This window comes from Corynebacterium sp. MSK041 (assembly GCF_030232265.1).
In the GTDB taxonomy this organism is placed as follows: Bacteria; Actinomycetota; Actinomycetes; order Mycobacteriales; family Mycobacteriaceae; genus Corynebacterium.
Genome location: NZ_JASPJK010000005.1, coordinates 85376 through 101282, shown reverse-complemented (window position 1 = coordinate 101282; position 15907 = coordinate 85376). Strand labels below are relative to the sequence as shown.

Annotated in this window: 12 protein-coding genes; 4 read left to right on the top strand and 8 right to left on the bottom strand. The window is 59.1% G+C overall.

Features of this window, described 5'->3' with window-relative positions; translation table 11 throughout:
• Window positions 1–112: 112 nt before the first annotated feature.
• The 4 genes from QP968_RS06085 to QP968_RS06070 all read right to left on the bottom strand — a co-directional run bounded on the left by QP968_RS06085 (window position 113) and on the right by QP968_RS06070 (window position 5613).
• On the bottom strand, window positions 113–1498 hold the full coding sequence (locus QP968_RS06085; RefSeq protein WP_284855510.1) for an NAD-dependent succinate-semialdehyde dehydrogenase: 1386 nt from the start codon (window positions 1496–1498) through the stop codon (window positions 113–115).
• Window positions 1499–1622: 124 nt separating this feature from the next.
• On the bottom strand, window positions 1623–3176 hold the full coding sequence (locus tag QP968_RS06080; protein ID WP_284855509.1) for an APC family permease: 1554 nt from the start codon (window positions 3174–3176) through the stop codon (window positions 1623–1625).
• The gene (locus QP968_RS06075; RefSeq protein WP_284855508.1) at window positions 3169–4104 is read right to left on the bottom strand and encodes a universal stress protein; all 936 of its coding nucleotides are present in this window, start codon (window positions 4102–4104) and stop codon (window positions 3169–3171) included. Before QP968_RS06075 ends, QP968_RS06080 begins: the two co-directional genes overlap by 8 nt.
• A gap of 12 nt (window positions 4105–4116) precedes the next feature.
• On the bottom strand, window positions 4117–5613 hold the full coding sequence (locus QP968_RS06070; RefSeq protein WP_284855507.1) for a flavin monoamine oxidase family protein: 1497 nt from the start codon (window positions 5611–5613) through the stop codon (window positions 4117–4119).
• A gap of 112 nt (window positions 5614–5725) precedes the next feature.
• Between QP968_RS06070 and QP968_RS06065 the strand changes: the two genes are divergently transcribed.
• Window positions 5726–6397, top strand: a complete 672-nt coding sequence (locus QP968_RS06065; protein WP_284855506.1) for a TetR/AcrR family transcriptional regulator — start codon at window positions 5726–5728, stop codon at window positions 6395–6397.
• Between the two features lie 12 nt (window positions 6398–6409).
• On the opposite strand, the gene gabT is transcribed toward QP968_RS06065, so the two are convergent.
• Window positions 6410–7738, bottom strand: coding sequence for a 4-aminobutyrate--2-oxoglutarate transaminase (gabT, locus tag QP968_RS06060; RefSeq protein ID WP_034664596.1), 1329 nt, complete (start codon window positions 7736–7738; stop codon window positions 6410–6412).
• A gap of 140 nt (window positions 7739–7878) precedes the next feature.
• Between gabT and QP968_RS06055 the strand changes: the two genes are divergently transcribed.
• The 3 genes from QP968_RS06055 (at window position 7879) to QP968_RS06045 (ending at window position 12429) form a co-directional block, all read left to right on the top strand.
• Window positions 7879–9432 (top strand): PucR family transcriptional regulator ligand-binding domain-containing protein, encoded by a 1554-nt coding sequence (locus QP968_RS06055; protein WP_284855505.1) that lies wholly within the window; start codon window positions 7879–7881, stop codon window positions 9430–9432.
• Window positions 9433–9584: 152 nt separating this feature from the next.
• Window positions 9585–11075 (top strand): NAD-dependent succinate-semialdehyde dehydrogenase, encoded by a 1491-nt coding sequence (locus tag QP968_RS06050; RefSeq protein WP_502870920.1) that lies wholly within the window; start codon window positions 9585–9587, stop codon window positions 11073–11075.
• A 109-nt stretch (window positions 11076–11184) separates the two neighbouring features.
• Window positions 11185–12429, top strand: a complete 1245-nt coding sequence (locus QP968_RS06045; protein WP_034664589.1) for an aromatic amino acid transport family protein — start codon at window positions 11185–11187, stop codon at window positions 12427–12429.
• A 13-nt stretch (window positions 12430–12442) separates the two neighbouring features.
• Here the strand turns inward: QP968_RS06045 and QP968_RS06040 are convergent, their stop codons facing one another.
• The 3 genes from QP968_RS06040 to QP968_RS06030 all read right to left on the bottom strand — a co-directional run bounded on the left by QP968_RS06040 (window position 12443) and on the right by QP968_RS06030 (window position 15700).
• Complete coding sequence (locus QP968_RS06040) at window positions 12443–13276, bottom strand: carbohydrate ABC transporter permease (RefSeq protein ID WP_284855503.1); 834 nt, start codon at window positions 13274–13276, stop codon at window positions 12443–12445.
• Window positions 13273–14307, bottom strand: coding sequence for a carbohydrate ABC transporter permease (locus QP968_RS06035; RefSeq protein WP_284855502.1), 1035 nt, complete (start codon window positions 14305–14307; stop codon window positions 13273–13275). Before QP968_RS06035 ends, QP968_RS06040 begins: the two co-directional genes overlap by 4 nt.
• 148 nt (window positions 14308–14455) lie before the next feature.
• Complete coding sequence (locus QP968_RS06030) at window positions 14456–15700, bottom strand: ABC transporter substrate-binding protein (protein WP_284855501.1); 1245 nt, start codon at window positions 15698–15700, stop codon at window positions 14456–14458.
• Between the last annotated feature and the right edge of the window lie 207 nt (window positions 15701–15907).

The following is a 15907-nucleotide window of genomic DNA, read 5'->3' as shown; positions in this document are numbered from 1 at the left end:
CCGACCACGACCCACGGTACGTGGGAGAGGTGATTCTTTCAGGGCTCGTGCTACCAACTCACCGGAGCCGGTAGCACGTCCTGGTCTTATGCAGTGCTGCGGGAGGGGGAGATTAATCCGCTTCGAAATACAGCTGCTTGTTCACAAACTCATCCATGCCCAGCGGGCCAAGCTCACGGCCGAAACCAGAACGCTTCACACCACCGAAAGGAATCTCCTCGCCTTCGCCGGCTGGAGTGTTCACGTTGGACATACCAACCTCCAGCTGACGGGCGATGGCGCGAGCACGATCCTTGTCCTTGGAAAAGACAGCGCCACCGAGACCGTACTGGGTGTCGTTGGCCAGCTTCAGTGCCTCCTCATCAGAGGAGACCTTGAACACCAGGGCGATCGGACCGAAGAGCTCTTCGTAGAACACCGAGTTCTTGGTGTCCATATCGGTGAGCACTGCGGGAGCGTAGTAGGCGTTCTCACCCAGGCCGCCACCAGCCAACAGGGTTGCACCCTCCTTGACGGCGCGGGTGACCTGCTCATCCAGGCGCTCAGCTGCATCGCGGGAGGAAAGCGGGGAATAAACGTCGTTTTCGCCGGCTTCTTCCGGCGTACCCAGCGTGGCCTTCTCCGCCAGCTTCACCAGCTCACCCACGAACTCGTCGTAGATGTCATCCATGATGATCATGCGCTTGTTGCCATTGCAGACTTGGCCCATGTTGTACATGCGGACTTCCCACGCCAGCTCTGCGGCAGCCTTCACATCGTCAGAGTCCAAGAGTACGTAGGCATCATTACCGCCGAGCTCCAGAACCGCCTTCTTCAGGTTCTTGCCGGCAGTTGCGCCGACGGCTGCGCCAGCACGCTCCGAACCAGTGAGAGAAACACCCTGCACACGTGGGTCCTCAATCATCGTGGTGATCTGGTCGTGGGAGGCGTACACGTTCTGGTACACGCCAGCCGGCACACCCGCATCATCGAAGATTTTCTGGATTGCGGCAGAGGACTCCGGGCAGATCTCAGCATGCTTCAAAATGATCGTGTTGCCGTTCATCAGGTTTGGCGCGGCAAAACGAGCGACCTGGTAGTACGGGAAGTTCCACGGCATGATGCCCACCAGCGCACCCAGTGGGAGATGGCGGATGACGGCGGTGCCGCCGTTGTAGCTTTCGATCTTGCGGTCAGCAGCGAACTCTTCACCGTTGTTGGCGTAGTAACGGAAGATGTTGGCGGACAGCTCTACCTCGTCAATGGCGTGGGGGCGGGACTTGCCCATTTCGCGGCCGATGATGTCAACCAGGTCGTCCTTGCGTTCGTCGAAAAGCTCAGCGACACGCAGCACGTATTTCTTCCGCTCGGCGATATCGAGGGCGGCCCACTCCTTGAAGCTTTTCTCCGAGGCGGCGAGAACCTGCTGGATCTCATCATCGGTGGCGCCAGGGTACGTCGCGGTGATTTCACCGGTCGCCGGGTTTTCTACTCGGTAGGACAGATCTTTCTCAGCCATGATGTCTCCTTTGTTTGGGGAACCCAGTGCGGGTCCCGTATTGGGGTCAGTATGGGTCACATTGTGTGGTCTGCCTTTGCCCGTGGCTGCCAGTGTAGAGATGTTGCCACAGGAAAGCAGATGCTTAGACTGTCAAAACAGTATTCGTATCATCCTCCTCGGCTGTGACTCGTGGCAGAATCTCGCTACGGAAGAACTCCGGATGGCGCAGTCGTGTGAACAGCATGAGTACTACCCCGAGGAGCAGAATGCCCATGCCGAGGACAAAGACCGTGCCGACACCAAAGATCGAAGACCCAGAGCCGTAGGACGGGTCGATGGAATCAAATGCGGTGATGAAGAACATGGTCAACAGCATCGTTCCGCCGATCAGTGGAAACAGGAACCGGAAGAAGAAACCGCGGACAGAGTGGGTGATCTCCTTACGGAAGAACCACACGCAGGCAAATGCGGTGATGCCGTAGTAGAAGCAGATCATCAAACCCAGCGCAGTAATGGTGTCCCACAGCGCATTCTCGGAGGCGATCCTGGTTACTGCATAAAAACCACCGGCGGCAACGGCAGAAGCCACGGTGGCCACACCAGGGGTGCGGAACTTCGGGCTAATGTGTGCGAAAACCGCTGGCAGGGCCTTGTAGTACCCCATGGCCAGCAGCGTACGTGCCGGGCCGACGATGGTGGACTGCAGTGAGGCGAAAGAACTCGCCAGAACTGATATGGACATGAGGATGGCCCACGGGCCCATCACGGGGCCGGCGAGTGCCGCGAAAATGGATTCTTGGTTCTCCGGGTTGCCGGCACCGAGACCGGTATCACCAGTACCGGCCCACGCAACGACAGCGACGGCGGTGAGGATGTACACGGTGATGACCACCAGCACGGTGAGTGTGGCTGCCCGCCCCGGGGTGCGCTCTGGGTCCTTGGTTTCCTCATTCATGGTTAGGGTGACATCCCAGCCCCAGAACATGAAGATCGATAGGGAGATTCCTGCGGCGACAGTGGAAAAATCACCAATCGTCAGCGGGTTAAACCAGTCAGCTTCTACCGGGTGAAAGTCGTATCCGCCACCGTGGTACGCATTCCACAGTGCCATTCCGCCGAAGAGCACGAGGGTGAACAGCTGCAGAGCGACCAGGAAGTATTGGAGCTTCTCTGTGGATTCGAGGCCGCGGTAGGAAATGTAGGCGGCGACGGCTAGGAACACGATGGTGGTTGGGATGTTCACCCACAGATTGCGGGTGAGGTCCGCGAATGCGTCGTTGCCGGTGAGTTGCGCCAGCAGGATGTAGAAGAAGTCCACGGCTACGGCAGCCAGATTCGACAACACCAGGATGGTTGCTGTGATCAGGCCCCAGCCACCCATCCAGCCGACCCACGGGCCAAAAGCCTTGGTTGCCCAGGTGAACGAGGTACCGGAATCCGGAACACGGTTGTTCAGCTCGCGGTACGCGAAGGCGACGAGCAACATGGGGAAGAAGCCGAGCAGGAGGATCGCCGGGACGTGGTCGCCGACCTCAGAAATCGTGGGGCCGAGTCCCGAGGTCAAGGTGTAGGACGGAGCAATGCAGCTCACGCCAATGACGACGGCTCCAAGAAGGCCGACGCGACCAGCGATGAGTCCTTTTTCGCTTTGCGACGGCTGGTGTGCCAGCTCATTTGCCATTTTGCGTTTACTCATGCTGCCCCTCCTCATCGTCATCCTTCGGGCTTTGTGAAGGGGTGACAAGTAGCGGAATCGGAAGACTCCGCAGCACTTTAGCGGCGCGTGGCCCCATGAACATACGGCCAGCGGTGGCAAGCCGGGACGATCCCGCGAGCAGGATTTCGTCCTCACGCCACTCAAGTTCGGCCGCAGCCTCAGCGACAGATGTGCCGGTGACAATTTCGGTGGTGGCTAAACCTTCATCAACGAGGTGTTTTGCCTGTTCTGCAAGATATTCGTTGGCGTTAGCTTCGAGGTTTTCCAATACCGTCTCAGTGATCTCGTGCGGCATAGCTCCCGCATCCTCATCGGTGTGGAACGAGATCAAGCGCAGTTCGCTGTCGGTGTACTGTGCGGTGCGAATCGCCGTGGAAATCAACTGGCGTGAGCCAGCCAGGGTGCCGAACATGCACGACACCCGGCTGATCCGTTCAGGCGCTTGGTAGCGTGGCGGCGCAAGCGCAATCGGAATGGTTGATGAGTGCAAAAGAGCATTCGCCGAAACCCCAATGCTGAAGCGACGCAACAGGCCACCACCGCGGGTGCCCAAAATAATCAAGTCGCAACCCAGTTCCTTGGCGGTGCGGTGCAGTGAATTAGCTTCGTCCACACCGGAGACGACACGGCCGGTGGCCGTAATCCCCTCGGGGACTTTAGCCAACGCATTCTCAAGCCACGCGTTGAGCTTTCGGCTAATGATCGTCTCATGGGCAGTGAGGCGAGGATACGCACCTGAGTAGTTCTCTGAATGCGGAACCACCATGACGATCTCCAAGTCCGCGTCCCAGCTTCTGGCCAAGGCGATGCCAAGGTTCAAAGCATCAGAGCCCGCTGGAGTGGCAAGGTATCCGACCAGGATTTTCGACGGCCCACGGTCCGCAGGCTGCTGTGTTGGCTGGACCATGATCACCCTGCCTTAGTAATTAGCCAGAATGGCATTGGCAGCTCGCTCGCCCTGACGGACAGCGCCATCGACGTGCTGGTAGCCCTCATCAGCAATGTCGGAGCAAGCGAAGTGGATCGGGCCAACAGGTTGGTTCTGCAGGTGGCCCCAGCGGGACAGGCCACCCAGGTCGTAGCTGGTTGCGTACGCGCCGCGGGTCCACTCTTCAGCAGCCATATCGGAGAGGTAGAACGCGATTGGCTCCATGGTCTCCGGACCCAGGTAGTCCGCCATGGCGGAAAGGATGCGGTGCTTGCGCTCTTCTTCCGGCAGGTGCCACATTTCCTCGGCGTACACATCAGAAACGAATCCGACGAGGGTGCCGTAGGTATCTTCCTCACCAGCGGTACCGCCTGCAATGTTGGCGCCACGGTTGGTGTTGTCGTAGATCTCCTGGACCAGGCGTCCCCCACCGAAACCGGTGCCGGACAGGCCCTTCTCACGCCAGAACGGGGTTTCGTAAATAGCGTGAACCTTGATCACCAGGCCCATGGAGATGTGTTGGTGCGCGATGTGCAAGTCACGTGGCATCGCCGGGACGTAGGAGATGCGGTTGTACAGGTTTGGCGGGACAGCAATAACAACATTCTTGGCGTGGGCGATCACTTTGTCGGAGACGACTGTGACATCGCTCGGTTTACCGTTGTTCGGGACACCGTTGCGCACGTCTGGCTTAACGTTATTCAGGCTGTCCTCGGTGGACGGGTCCGGCTGTGCCCACTGGATCTCGCGGACCGGGGTGCCCAGGAAGACATCTTCACCGAGCTCCTTGGCCATGGTCTCGGAGACGGACATCATGCCACCTTCGACGCGGCGGTCAAGGATGAAGTCCTCGTCCACCAGGTTGGAGAAGGATCCGGCAGAAGCAGCCATGAGGACAGCCTGCAAGGCGGAGAAGGTGAAGGACGGCTTGGTCAGCATGCCGGATGCGACGTAGATGGAAACATTGTCAATTGCCTCCTCATCATCAGAGAGCTGCTCCAGCCAGTGGCGGAAGGAAATAGAGTCCAGCTCGGCAGCCTTCGGGTGAGCCCACGGCTCCTTGGCACCGATCTCGGCTGCAAGGTCATCGAGGATTTTGATCAGCTTGTCCATCTCGGCCTGTGTGGACTCGGAAGCGGGAAAGACTGGGCCCTCGTATTCGTGGCGCTCACCGTCCGGGGAGACGTAGATGGACTTGCCTTCGCGGTAGCGCTGGAAGGTGCTCAGGCCCAGCTCATCCACCAGGTCAATGAGGCGGGTCTGGTCTGGGGAGATCCACTGGCCACCAAGCTCAACAAAGTGATCAACACCGTTGGCGTCACGTACACGGCCGTTCCAGGTGCGACCGCCGACGCGCTCGCGTGCCTCGAGGACTGCGACGGACTTGCCGGCCTTAGTCAGCGTGCGTGCAGCCATGAGGCCTGCTGGGCCGGCTCCGACGATGACAACATCGCGCTCAATTTCATGTTTTGGTGCGCTAGAATTCATACTTCTACTCCTGTTTCAGGGCCGGTGGGTGCCGGCCATCACGGATATGAACGCCATTCATTAAATGGTGTGACCTAGCGTACATTTGTTTTGCTAATGAAGGAAGAGTCACATGGCAAAAGGGCGTGGCCGCCCCGCAGAATCTCTGGTCAGCGCCGAAAAAATTGGTGCAGCCGCGCTCTCCCTTAGCTCGGATAAGGGGTATCAAGCGCTGACCATGACTGCCGTTGCGAAGCGACTCAATGTGGCTCCGAGCGCCCTCTACAACCACATTTCGGGCAAAGAGGAAATGCTCTATTTGATACAGGACGCGGTGATGCAGCTTGTTGATGTTAGGCCGCTCGAACAAGCCATCGCTACAGGTTCGGGCTACCGCACGGCAGTAGAATCCTGGGCGCGTTCTTACCGCGATGTTTTTGCTGGGCACACCCCGTTGATCCCGCTTATTGCAGTGCAGCCCATTGGTGCTTCCCCGCGGACCCAAGAGATGTATGAGGTTGTTGCCCAAGCGCTCATCACTGCTGGATGCCCGCCTGCGCAGGTGATGGAACGCATCATTGCGCTTGAATCCTTCATTTATGGCTCAGCGTGGGACGTCCAAGCCCCAGCCGATCTTTTTGATCCCTGCGCGATTTCCCCTGAACATTCTGCGCTGCGTCAAGCAGCGGAAGCGATGAGTGGGTACAAAACAGCAAAAAAGGGCCAGCCTGACGCTAACCCTTATGCTGACCAACCTTTTGAGGTTGGTTTGAAAAATCTTCTGGACGGCATGGCCCTCGAATAGATTCTTGCTCCCCTAGATGTTGTTGCGGATTGCTTCCGCGAGAACACGCATGCCGTCACGCAGCAGCTCCTCCGGGATGACCAGGGATGGAAGCAGGCGCACGACGTTGCCGTCAAGGCCACAGGTGAGGATGAGTACGCCGGCGGCCTTACACTCGGCAGCGACCTTGGCCGTCAGCTCCGCATTCGGCTTACCATCCTTGGTTACGAGCTCGATGGCGATCATTGCGCCGCGGCCACGGATCTCCGCGATCTCATCCAGCTCAGTCAACGAGTCGAGTTCCTCGTGGATGATCTTGCCGATTTCCTTGGCGCGAAGAGCAAGATTGTGTTCTTTCATTTCCTCAATAGCAGCGACAGCAGCTGCGCAAGCCACCGGGTTACCACCGTAGGTACCGCCGAGGCCACCGGCCATCGGTGCATCCATGATCTCGGCGCGACCAGTCACAGCAGACAGTGGCATACCGCCGGCGATGCCCTTAGCGGTGGTGACTAGATCCGGCTCGATGCCATCAAAGCTGGAAGCGAACCATTCACCGGAGCGGCAGAAACCAGCCTGGATCTCGTCGGCAATGAACACCACGTTGTTAGCGCGGCACCAGTCCACAATTGCCGGGAGGAAGCCCTCTGCAGGCTCAATGAAGCCACCTTCGCCTTGAATCGGTTCGATGACCACGCAAGCGAGGTTCTCTGCGCCCACGTACTGCTCGAGGTAGCGGATGGTGCGCTCAGCAGCTTCCTCGCCCTTCAGGCCGTCGCGAAGCGGATAGGACATTGGGGCGCGGTAGACATCGCTGGCGAAGGGGCCGAAGGAGGACTTGTACGGCTTGTTCTTCGCGGTCATGGCCATGGTCAGGTTGGTGCGGCCGTGGTAGGCGTAATCGAAGACGGCAACACCTGCCTTACGGGTGTAGGAACGAGCGATCTTCACAGCGTTTTCCACTGCCTCAGCACCAGAGTTGAGCAGCACAGTACGCTTCTCAAAATCACCTGGGGTGAGCTCGTTGAGCAGTTCTGCAACTTGGAGGTAGCTCTCGTAGGGGCTCACCATGAAGCATGTGTGGGTGAAGTGGGTGGCCGCCTCAGCGACAGCGTTGACAACGCGCTTGTTGGAGGCGCCGACGGAGGTGACGGCGATGCCGGAGCAGAAGTCGATGAACGAGTTTCCGTCGGCATCGACAAGCACTCCGCCGTCGGCGTCAACGATGTAGCCAGGAAGGCCAGGGTTCATGGCTGCAGCGACGCTCGCTTTTCGACGTTTATCTAGCTCAGCACTAGCCGGGCCAGGAAGCTCAGTGTTGATGCGACGCTCCTGCGGGAGACGGTATTCAAGATCCTGCATGTGCGGGTTCCTTTCCGGTGAGATGTGCTGCCCGTGCCTGATGTGGGGCAGTGGTGATGGCAGTAGTATCCGTCCTCAGCCCACCCTCAAGGCAACCGACACCCTGTCCATATTTAATCTGCAACTTATACACTGTGTCCATGTCCGATGGTGTGGGTGCTGAAACACGTGGTGGAAGCGTTGAATGGCACGATACAACTGAGCTGCTGGACCTTGCATGGCTCTACGGAATCCGTGCTTTGCAGCTGTCTCCGATCGGGGAGCTGAAGCAGGGAAAATTTGGCTCGGTGCAGGCGAGTGAAATCGTCGAAACTGCAGAGTTCTTCAGACCCCACTCTGTCATTTTGACCCTCGGTCTTCGCATTGATCCATTCGATGAGCAGGCGATTGGTGAATATGTTGAACGCTTAAGCCAAGCTGAGGTGGCTGCGCTTGGTTTTGGTACCGGCCTTCATCATTCCGACGTGCCAGCAGCTTTGAAAAAAGCATGCGCTGCAGCTGAACTCCCCTTATTTGAAGTGCCCCGTAAAACCCCATTCGCTCTTATTTCCAAAGTGGTCGGTGGAGAGCATGCGCGGCTACAGGCGGCTGCGGCCAATGAGATCCTGGAGGCAGCTGAGGGGCTTAACCGTGCAGCTTGGAATGGGGGAGTAGATGCCCTAGTCGGGCGCACGCATAACGCAGTGGGGGCGGATGTTCTCATTGGGGATAGCTCCGGGCGCGTCATTTCCTCCGCACCAGCTCAGCCCACCGAACGCGCATTGAAAGCCTTGCGTTTAGCTATCACTGATGGAGGACGCAGTCGCGCGTATCGCGCTGAGAACCGCATGATCATTGTCCAACGCATGCGAGCACTGGGTGGGAAATACTACGTGGCTGTTGTGGATTCACCTCATGCTTTGCCGCCACTGTCGCGCAGCGCGATTAAACACTTCGTCGGTTTGGCTGAAATCGTTTTGCGTGACCCTCCTGCTCTGCGCAGCGCAGAAACACAACTGCGTGGTGCCGCTTTGGAGCTGTTTCTATCGGACCCGACAACGGAACCTGCAGTTGAACGATTGTTGGATGGCGCTGCCGACGCAGATGGGATGGTGGTGCCGGTAGCGATCGTCGCTGCGAACAAAGCCGCTTCTTCACGTGCGTTGACCAGGCTCGACGAAGGGCTAGGGCTAGGGCAACAACCCCTCGCGTATATGCGGACCGCCCCCGATGGATTTGTTTTCCTGTCGCGCACCCCCATGACCGGCGAAGTTGCGAGTGAGCTCTTTGGTTCTTTTGCCACCCGGTTACGTGTTTTGTCGGGGAGGAGATCACCATGGCGGGATCTCACCAGTGATGAGCTGACGTATCTTGTTGATCGCGCGCGTGCCCTGCCTCCTGGAACCGTGGACGAGTATGTTCCGCGGAGGCTCGACTGGGCTGAAGAGGAGACGGTACACACCGCACTGTCACGCCGATACCGTGAAGTGTTGGCGCCATTGGCTGAGGATGATCCGGCGTTACTCGAGGCAGTCCAGGCTTTTCTCCTCCACGGCTGCGAGTTCCGGGCCGCGGCGGAGTCATTGGGCGTTCACCGACATACGCTCAAAGCGAGGATCGATCGTGCAGAGCAGCGCTACGGGTTGCCACTAGACGATCCTTTGGGGCGAGCTGAGCTCCTCGTCCTGCTGAGCATTGATGCGCCCGAGGTCTAGCACAACGATCTTCAGCGCACAATGCCCCCTAACTGGGGGAGACGGTGCCGCGTGCACCGAAAACAGCCAGGAGGTATAGCGTTGCGCATAGAGGAAGCTGGCCTGACAGTCAGCTGAAGTAACAACAAAGAACAAACAAGGAAGGCATGATCATGGCTGAGACCAAGGGTTCTGTGGACACCACCACGTTGCTCAATTCCCTACCCACTGGGTTGTTTATCGGTGGGCAGTGGCGCCAGGCGTCAAGCGGCGAATCGTTTGAGGTGTGTAACCCCGCCACGGGTGACGTGCTGGCCACTCTTTCTTCCGCTAACAGCGCTGATGCCGTGGCTGCACTGGATGCTGCGTCGAAAGTTCAAAAGGAGTGGGCGCGTACATCAGCTCGCGAGCGCAGCGAGATCCTCACTCGCGCCTACCAGCTGGTCACTGAGCGTTCTGAAGAATTCGCCACGCTCATGACTTTGGAGATGGGCAAGCCCCTCGCGGAGGCGCGTGGGGAGGTGAAGTACGGGGCTGAGTACTTGCGCTGGTTCGCGGAAGAGACCGTCCGCCAGTACGGCCACACTCAGGAAGTGCCGGAAGGTGGCATCCGCATGGTTACTCGCCGTAAGCCGGTTGGCCCGTGTTTGCTCATCACTCCGTGGAATTTCCCGCTGGCCATGGCTACCCGCAAGGTCGCTCCGGCTGTCGCTGCTGGCTGCACGATGGTGTTGAAGCCCGCTGAGCTGACCCCGTTGACCACCCAGTATTTTGCGCAGACCATGGTTGAGGCTGGCCTGCCGGCTGGCGTGCTCAACGTCGTCTGTGGCACTGACCCGGCGGCGATCTCCGAACCGCTTATTGCTGATCCGCGCCTGCGCAAGGTGTCCTTCACCGGTTCCACTGCTGTGGGCAAGATCCTGATGAAGCAGGCGGCAGACAGTGTCCTGCGCACCTCGATGGAGTTGGGTGGTAACGCTCCATTCATCGTGTTCGAGGATGCAGACATCGACCAGGCAGTCGCTGGCGCAATGGCCGCGAAGATGCGCAATATCGGTGAGGCCTGCACCGCTGCGAACCGCTTCCTCATTCACTCCGAGGTTGTTGAGGAGTTCACCGAGAAACTGGTCAAGGCCATGGAAGCGCTCACCGTGGGCAACGGTATGGACGATGGCGTCGATGTTGGCCCACTGATCGAAGAGAAGGCGCGCCAGAATGTAGCAAGCCTTGTCGACGACGCGAAGCGCAACGGTGCCGAGGTCCTCACCGGCGGTAACGCTATCGAGGGTGATGGTTTCTTCTTCCAGCCGACCGTTCTGCGTGGTGCCAGTACTGATTCGCGGATCTTCCAGGAGGAGATCTTCGGTCCAGTTGCGTCCATCTACGAATTCACTGATGAGGATGAGGCCATTGAGCTGGCTAACTCCACCCCGTATGGCCTGGCATCCTACGTGTTCTCGGAGGACCCTGACCGTTTGTGGCGCCTGGCGGATGGCTTGGAATTCGGCATCGTTGGCTACAACGCCGGTGTCGTGTCCAACGCGGCGGTTCCCTTCGGCGGCGTGAAGCACTCCGGTTTGGGCCGTGAGGGCGGTGCCGAGGGAATCGATGAATACACCGAAGTGCAGTACATCGGTGTGCGTGACCCATACGCCAATAAGTAGTTTTACCTGCGCTTCCGTTCGTATATAGCTGGGTGGGGGACCGGGGTACCGCCGGAGTTTGTGATACTCTGTGCGTGGCCCCGGTCTATCGGTTGATAGATTCACCCCTATGTCATCGACTGATTCAACACCTGCGCCGTTGCGCGACCATCATGCAGATCCCGCCCGGGCAACTAGCCATGCACTTGGTTTTGGGCAGGGAGTAGCCCTGATCTTTGGCACCAATATCGGTGCCGGTATTCTTTCCCTCCCGTACGCTGCCCGCAATGGCGGGTTCCTCGCTTTGGTGGTGGCGCTTGCAATCGCGGGAACACTTACCACCATTTCCATGTTGTATGTGGCGGAAGTGTCTCTACGCACAAAGGAGCCACTCCAGCTTTCCGGCTTGGCGGAACGCTACCTGGGCCAAGCAGGTCGTTTCCTCGTCTTCGCCGCCATTGTGATTAACAGCATTGGTGCGTTGATCGCCTACGCCTCTGGTTCCGGTCAGCTGATGCATAACCTGTTTGGCTTGCCACCACTGGCAGGCACGCTCATCTTCTACACGCTGGGCTCTTACATCATGTGGAAGGGCCTCCAGGCAACTGGTTTTACCGAAGGCCTGATTACGAGTGGCATGGCCGTGATCATCTTTACCCTGGTGACCTGGACCATGGTGGGTCCCGGCATTGAACTGTCCAACCTGTGGGTGCTTAAGCCCTACTTCATCATTCCGATTATGAACCTGGCTGTGTTTACCTTCTTGGCGCAGTACGTTGTTCCGGAGATGGCCCGCGGTATGGCTGAAACGAAGCCGGAGGCACTGCCGAAGGCGATTATCGCCGGCATGGGCATCACCGCTTTCACTTTGGCTGCTGTTCCTTTCGCGGCACTGGGCCTACTTGGCACCGATGTGACTGAAGTGGTCACCATTGCCTGGGGCGAGAAACTGGGCACGGTTGCGTACTACATGGCCAACTTGTTTGCCCTGCTGGCCATGTTCACCTCGTTTTTGGCCATCGGTTTCACCGCGATGCGCAATGTTTTGGATATCTTCCACTGGCCAGAGGACGGATGGCAGCGCGTGGCGGCAACAGCACTCACCGTCCTGCCTCCACTGCTCATTGCTCTGGCGGGCCTTGGTGGCTTCGTTTCAGCACTCACGTACGCGGGTGGTTTTGCCGGGGCGATCATGTCCGTCGTACCGGTGCTGTTGTTACATCGTGCCCGTAAATCAGGCGACCAAGTACCGGTGTGGCAGGTCCGCGGTGTGGATCACGTGGGTATCCAAGCCACGATCATCGTGGTGTACGTAGCCGCGTTCATCTACTCGGTGGTGTCCTTGCTGGGATTTGTCCCGGCAGGGTGGGCCTAACCCCCGAAGGGGGTTAGCCCTTCACACCACCAGCGGTTAACCCGGAGACGATCCGGCGCTGGAACACCAGCACCATGAGGATCAGCGGCACGGTGACCAGGGAGCCAGCAGCCATGATGGCGGCGTAGGGGTACTCGAAGGCGCTGGGCCCGGAGAACCTTGCGATAGCCACCGTCACCGGCTCCGTTGCGTTGGTAGACAGCTGACGGGCCAGCATGAACTCGTTCCAGGTGGCAATGAAAGCGATGATCGCTGTGGTGAAAATACCGGGTGCTGCCAGCGGCAGCAGGACGAGGCGGAAGGCTTGGCCACGCGTAGCGCCGTCCACACGAGCGGCCTCCTCTAGCTCCCACGGCAACTGGCGTAGGAAAGAGATGAGCGTGTACACCGTTAGCGGCAGCGCGAAGGAAATATTCGGGATGATCATGGCGCGGTAGGTACCAATCCACCCTAGATCGCCGAAAAGCTGGAACAGCGGAGTGACCAAGGCAATGCCGGGGAACATCGACGCTGCCAGGATGATGCCGGTGACAAGGCCTTTGCCCCGGAAGTTCAGGCGTGCCAGAGCGTAGCCGGTGAACACACCCACAATGACGGCCAACGCGGTGGTGACCAGGGAGATGATCAGGGAGTTCCCAATCGCACCTAAGAAGTCATTGCCCTTGTCCGTGGCCAAGGCGTCACGGAAGTTCTCCATGGTCACGTGCGTGGGCCAGGGAGTGGTGTCAAAGGTGTGCTTCTTGTCCCGCAGCGCGGTGACCAGCATCCAGTAGAACGGGGCCAGGCCCCAAACGAGGATGAACAGCACGCCCAAGACGTGGCCGATGGATCCAAGACGTTTCTTCATCGTGCGACCTCCACTGCTGAAGCTGCCTGAGCTGCTTTCTTCGCCTGACGCTTCTCTATCCGCCGCTGCCTGCGGGACCGCGTTTCCTCACCACCGACATCCGCGCCGCCAAACCGGACCAGGAGGAAGGCGACGGTGAAGATGAGCAGGAAGATCAACGTCGACAAGGCGGATGCTGAGTTGAAGTTGTTCTGGCGCATGTCTTCGACGACGAGCTGCGAGATGGTGGCGGTAGGGGAGTTGGAGGAGCCGGAGATCATGATGACGGGCAGGTCATACATGCGCAGCGCGTCGAGGGTGCGGAAGAGGATGGCCACCATGAGGGTAGGGCGGATGAGCGGCAGGGTGATGCGGGTGAAGGTCTGCCACGCAGACGCGCCGTCGACGCGGGCGGCCTCGTAGACATCCTTGGGTACCATCTGCAGACCAGCGAGGATGAGCAGCGCCACGAATGGCGTGGTCTTCCACACGTCCGCGATGATGACGGCGATGCGCGCCGCCCACGGATCGGTGGTCCACGCGATGGACTGGCCGAGCAGGGAATTAACAATGCCGTTTGGCGCGAACATGAACTGCCACAGTTTCGCCGTCACAGCCGTGGGGATCGCCCACGGGATGAGTACCGCCGCGCGCACGAGGGCTCGCACGCGGGAGGGGTGGTTCATGATCAGCGCCATGACCATGCCCAGCACGGCCTCTAGCGAAACGGTGACCACGGTGAAGAACAACGTGATGCCCAGTGCCGGCCAGAAATCCGTGGCCAGCACGCCCGGCGGACAATCACCGACGGTGCCCGCGGGGCTCATGCAGCGGTTCTGGATCCAGTACAGGTAGTTGTCCAGTCCCGCGAAGCCACCGTCGACGAACACGCCGGTTGACGGATCAAGGTGCCGGTTTGCCTGGAACGACAGCCAGATTGCGCGCACGATGGGGTAGCCAATAACAATCGCCAGCACAATCAATGCAGGCGCAACAAGAGCATACGCTTTGCCGGCATCGCTGCGGGCGCGTTGCTTAACGACGTTGCTCATCCACTCTCCTAACCTCCAACCCCAACCTGGGCGAGCGTACTATGCGGGCGTAAAAAACGGCAGAGCCGCAGCCGGTGTGAAAACCGCTGCGGCCCTATCCTTATCTTTCTCATTTCCCCCTAGCTTCCTAGTGGAAGCTGGGGAAATCCTATTGTGCTGCCTGCTTGATGGCGGCAGCCATGTCCTTCGTTGCATCGTCGACGCTCTTGCCTGCAGTCAGAGCTGCGTAAGCGTTGTCCTGGATTGCCTTAGAGATAGCCGGGTAGAACGGGGAGACCGGACGCGGCTGAGCGTTCTCCAGGGACTCCTTGAGAACCGGCAGATACGGGTGCTCCTTAATCAGGTCAGCATCGTCGTAAATGGAGGCCAGAACCGGCGGGAAGGAAGCCTTAGCAAAGGAGAGCTGGTTTTCCTCATTGATGATGAACTCGATGAAGTCCTTGGCCGTTGCCTTGTGCTTGGAGTTCACGTTGATGCCGTTGTTGTAGCCACCCAGGGTGGACACGCCGACACCGTTCTCGCCGACGAGTGGCTGAACCTCAAAGTTGAGGCCTGCCTCCACAGCGTTGGTGTACATGTACGGCCAGTTGATGGCCAGGGCGGTGTTGCCCTCGGTGAAAGCGAGGTTGGTCTCCTCCTCGGTTGCGGCGGTGGAGCCCTTGGCGATGGTGCCGTCCTCGTATGCGTCGACAAGCGCCTGGAGACCAGCCTTTGCCTCAGCGGACTCGACGGTCGGCTCACCGTTGTCATCGATGACGGTGCCGCCCCAGCCGTTGATGAAGCCCAGGGTGTTCACCGTCAGGCCCTCGTACTGCTTGAGCTGGGTGGTCAGGCAGTCACCCTCCACAGCCTCACACGCGGACTTGATGTCGGCGAAGGTGTCCGGCTTGGACGGAACCTTGTCCACGTTGCGGAACAGCAGCTGGCCGTTGGTGTTCTGCGGCAGCGCGTAGAGCGTGCCGTTGTAGGTGGCGGAATCAACCGTTGTCTGCAGCAGCTTGGAGGTGTCCACCGCGTAGTCGCCCTCGAGCGGCTCCAGCCACTGGTTAGCGGCGAAGTCAGCGGTCCACACAACGTCCAGAGCCATCACGTCATAGTCAGAGTTACCGGCCTGGAGGGACTGCACGAGGGTATCGCGCTGGTCATCAGCCTCACCGGCCAGCTCCTTCAGAGTCACCTGCTCATCCGGGTGCTCCTTGTTCCAGGCCTCAATGATCGGGGTGATCTTATCCGTGTCATTACGGCCCATGGCAAAAGTGATCGGGCCACGGTCAGCGCCGGAAGCCTGAGAGTCCGAGCCACCGGCGTCATCCGAGCACGCGGTCAGTGCAGTAGCGGACAGTGCGATGGCGCACAGAGCGGCGCCAGTCCTACGGGTTGCGTGAATATTCATGCATTGGCCTTTCAGATAGGAGGTTTCAGTAGATCTTAAAGAAAATGTGTCTTGAAACTGCCGATTCCACGTTTCTCATGCCCATTTCCCTATAAAACCAGCCATAATCACCCCCGAGGCGGGGGTTTCGATGTTGGTTTAAGTCCGTCTCGCCCCCGTTCAGGTGATGCTTTTCGACGTCCCTCCCAGCCCCCACTCCCACCTAAT

What these genes read in the sequence shown, in the direction of transcription:
- QP968_RS06080 (WP_284855509.1), bottom strand. Translation starts at nt 3,176, where the DNA reads ATGAGTAAACGCAAAATGGCAAATGAGCTGGCACACCAGCCGTCGCAA.
- QP968_RS06030 (WP_284855501.1), bottom strand. Translation starts at nt 15,700, where the DNA reads ATGAATATTCACGCAACCCGTAGGACTGGCGCCGCTCTGTGCGCCATC.
- QP968_RS06045 (WP_034664589.1), top strand. Translation starts at nt 11,185, where the DNA reads ATGTCATCGACTGATTCAACACCTGCGCCGTTGCGCGACCATCATGCA.
- gabT (WP_034664596.1), bottom strand. Translation starts at nt 7,738, where the DNA reads ATGCAGGATCTTGAATACCGTCTCCCGCAGGAGCGTCGCATCAACACT.
- QP968_RS06035 (WP_284855502.1), bottom strand. Translation starts at nt 14,307, where the DNA reads ATGAGCAACGTCGTTAAGCAACGCGCCCGCAGCGATGCCGGCAAAGCG.
- QP968_RS06055 (WP_284855505.1), top strand. Translation starts at nt 7,879, where the DNA reads ATGTCCGATGGTGTGGGTGCTGAAACACGTGGTGGAAGCGTTGAATGG.
- QP968_RS06040 (WP_284855503.1), bottom strand. Translation starts at nt 13,276, where the DNA reads ATGAAGAAACGTCTTGGATCCATCGGCCACGTCTTGGGCGTGCTGTTC.
- QP968_RS06050 (WP_502870920.1), top strand. Translation starts at nt 9,585, where the DNA reads ATGGCTGAGACCAAGGGTTCTGTGGACACCACCACGTTGCTCAATTCC.
- QP968_RS06075 (WP_284855508.1), bottom strand. Translation starts at nt 4,104, where the DNA reads ATGGTCCAGCCAACACAGCAGCCTGCGGACCGTGGGCCGTCGAAAATC.
- QP968_RS06065 (WP_284855506.1), top strand. Translation starts at nt 5,726, where the DNA reads ATGGCAAAAGGGCGTGGCCGCCCCGCAGAATCTCTGGTCAGCGCCGAA.
- QP968_RS06085 (WP_284855510.1), bottom strand. Translation starts at nt 1,498, where the DNA reads ATGGCTGAGAAAGATCTGTCCTACCGAGTAGAAAACCCGGCGACCGGT.
- QP968_RS06070 (WP_284855507.1), bottom strand. Translation starts at nt 5,613, where the DNA reads ATGAATTCTAGCGCACCAAAACATGAAATTGAGCGCGATGTTGTCATC.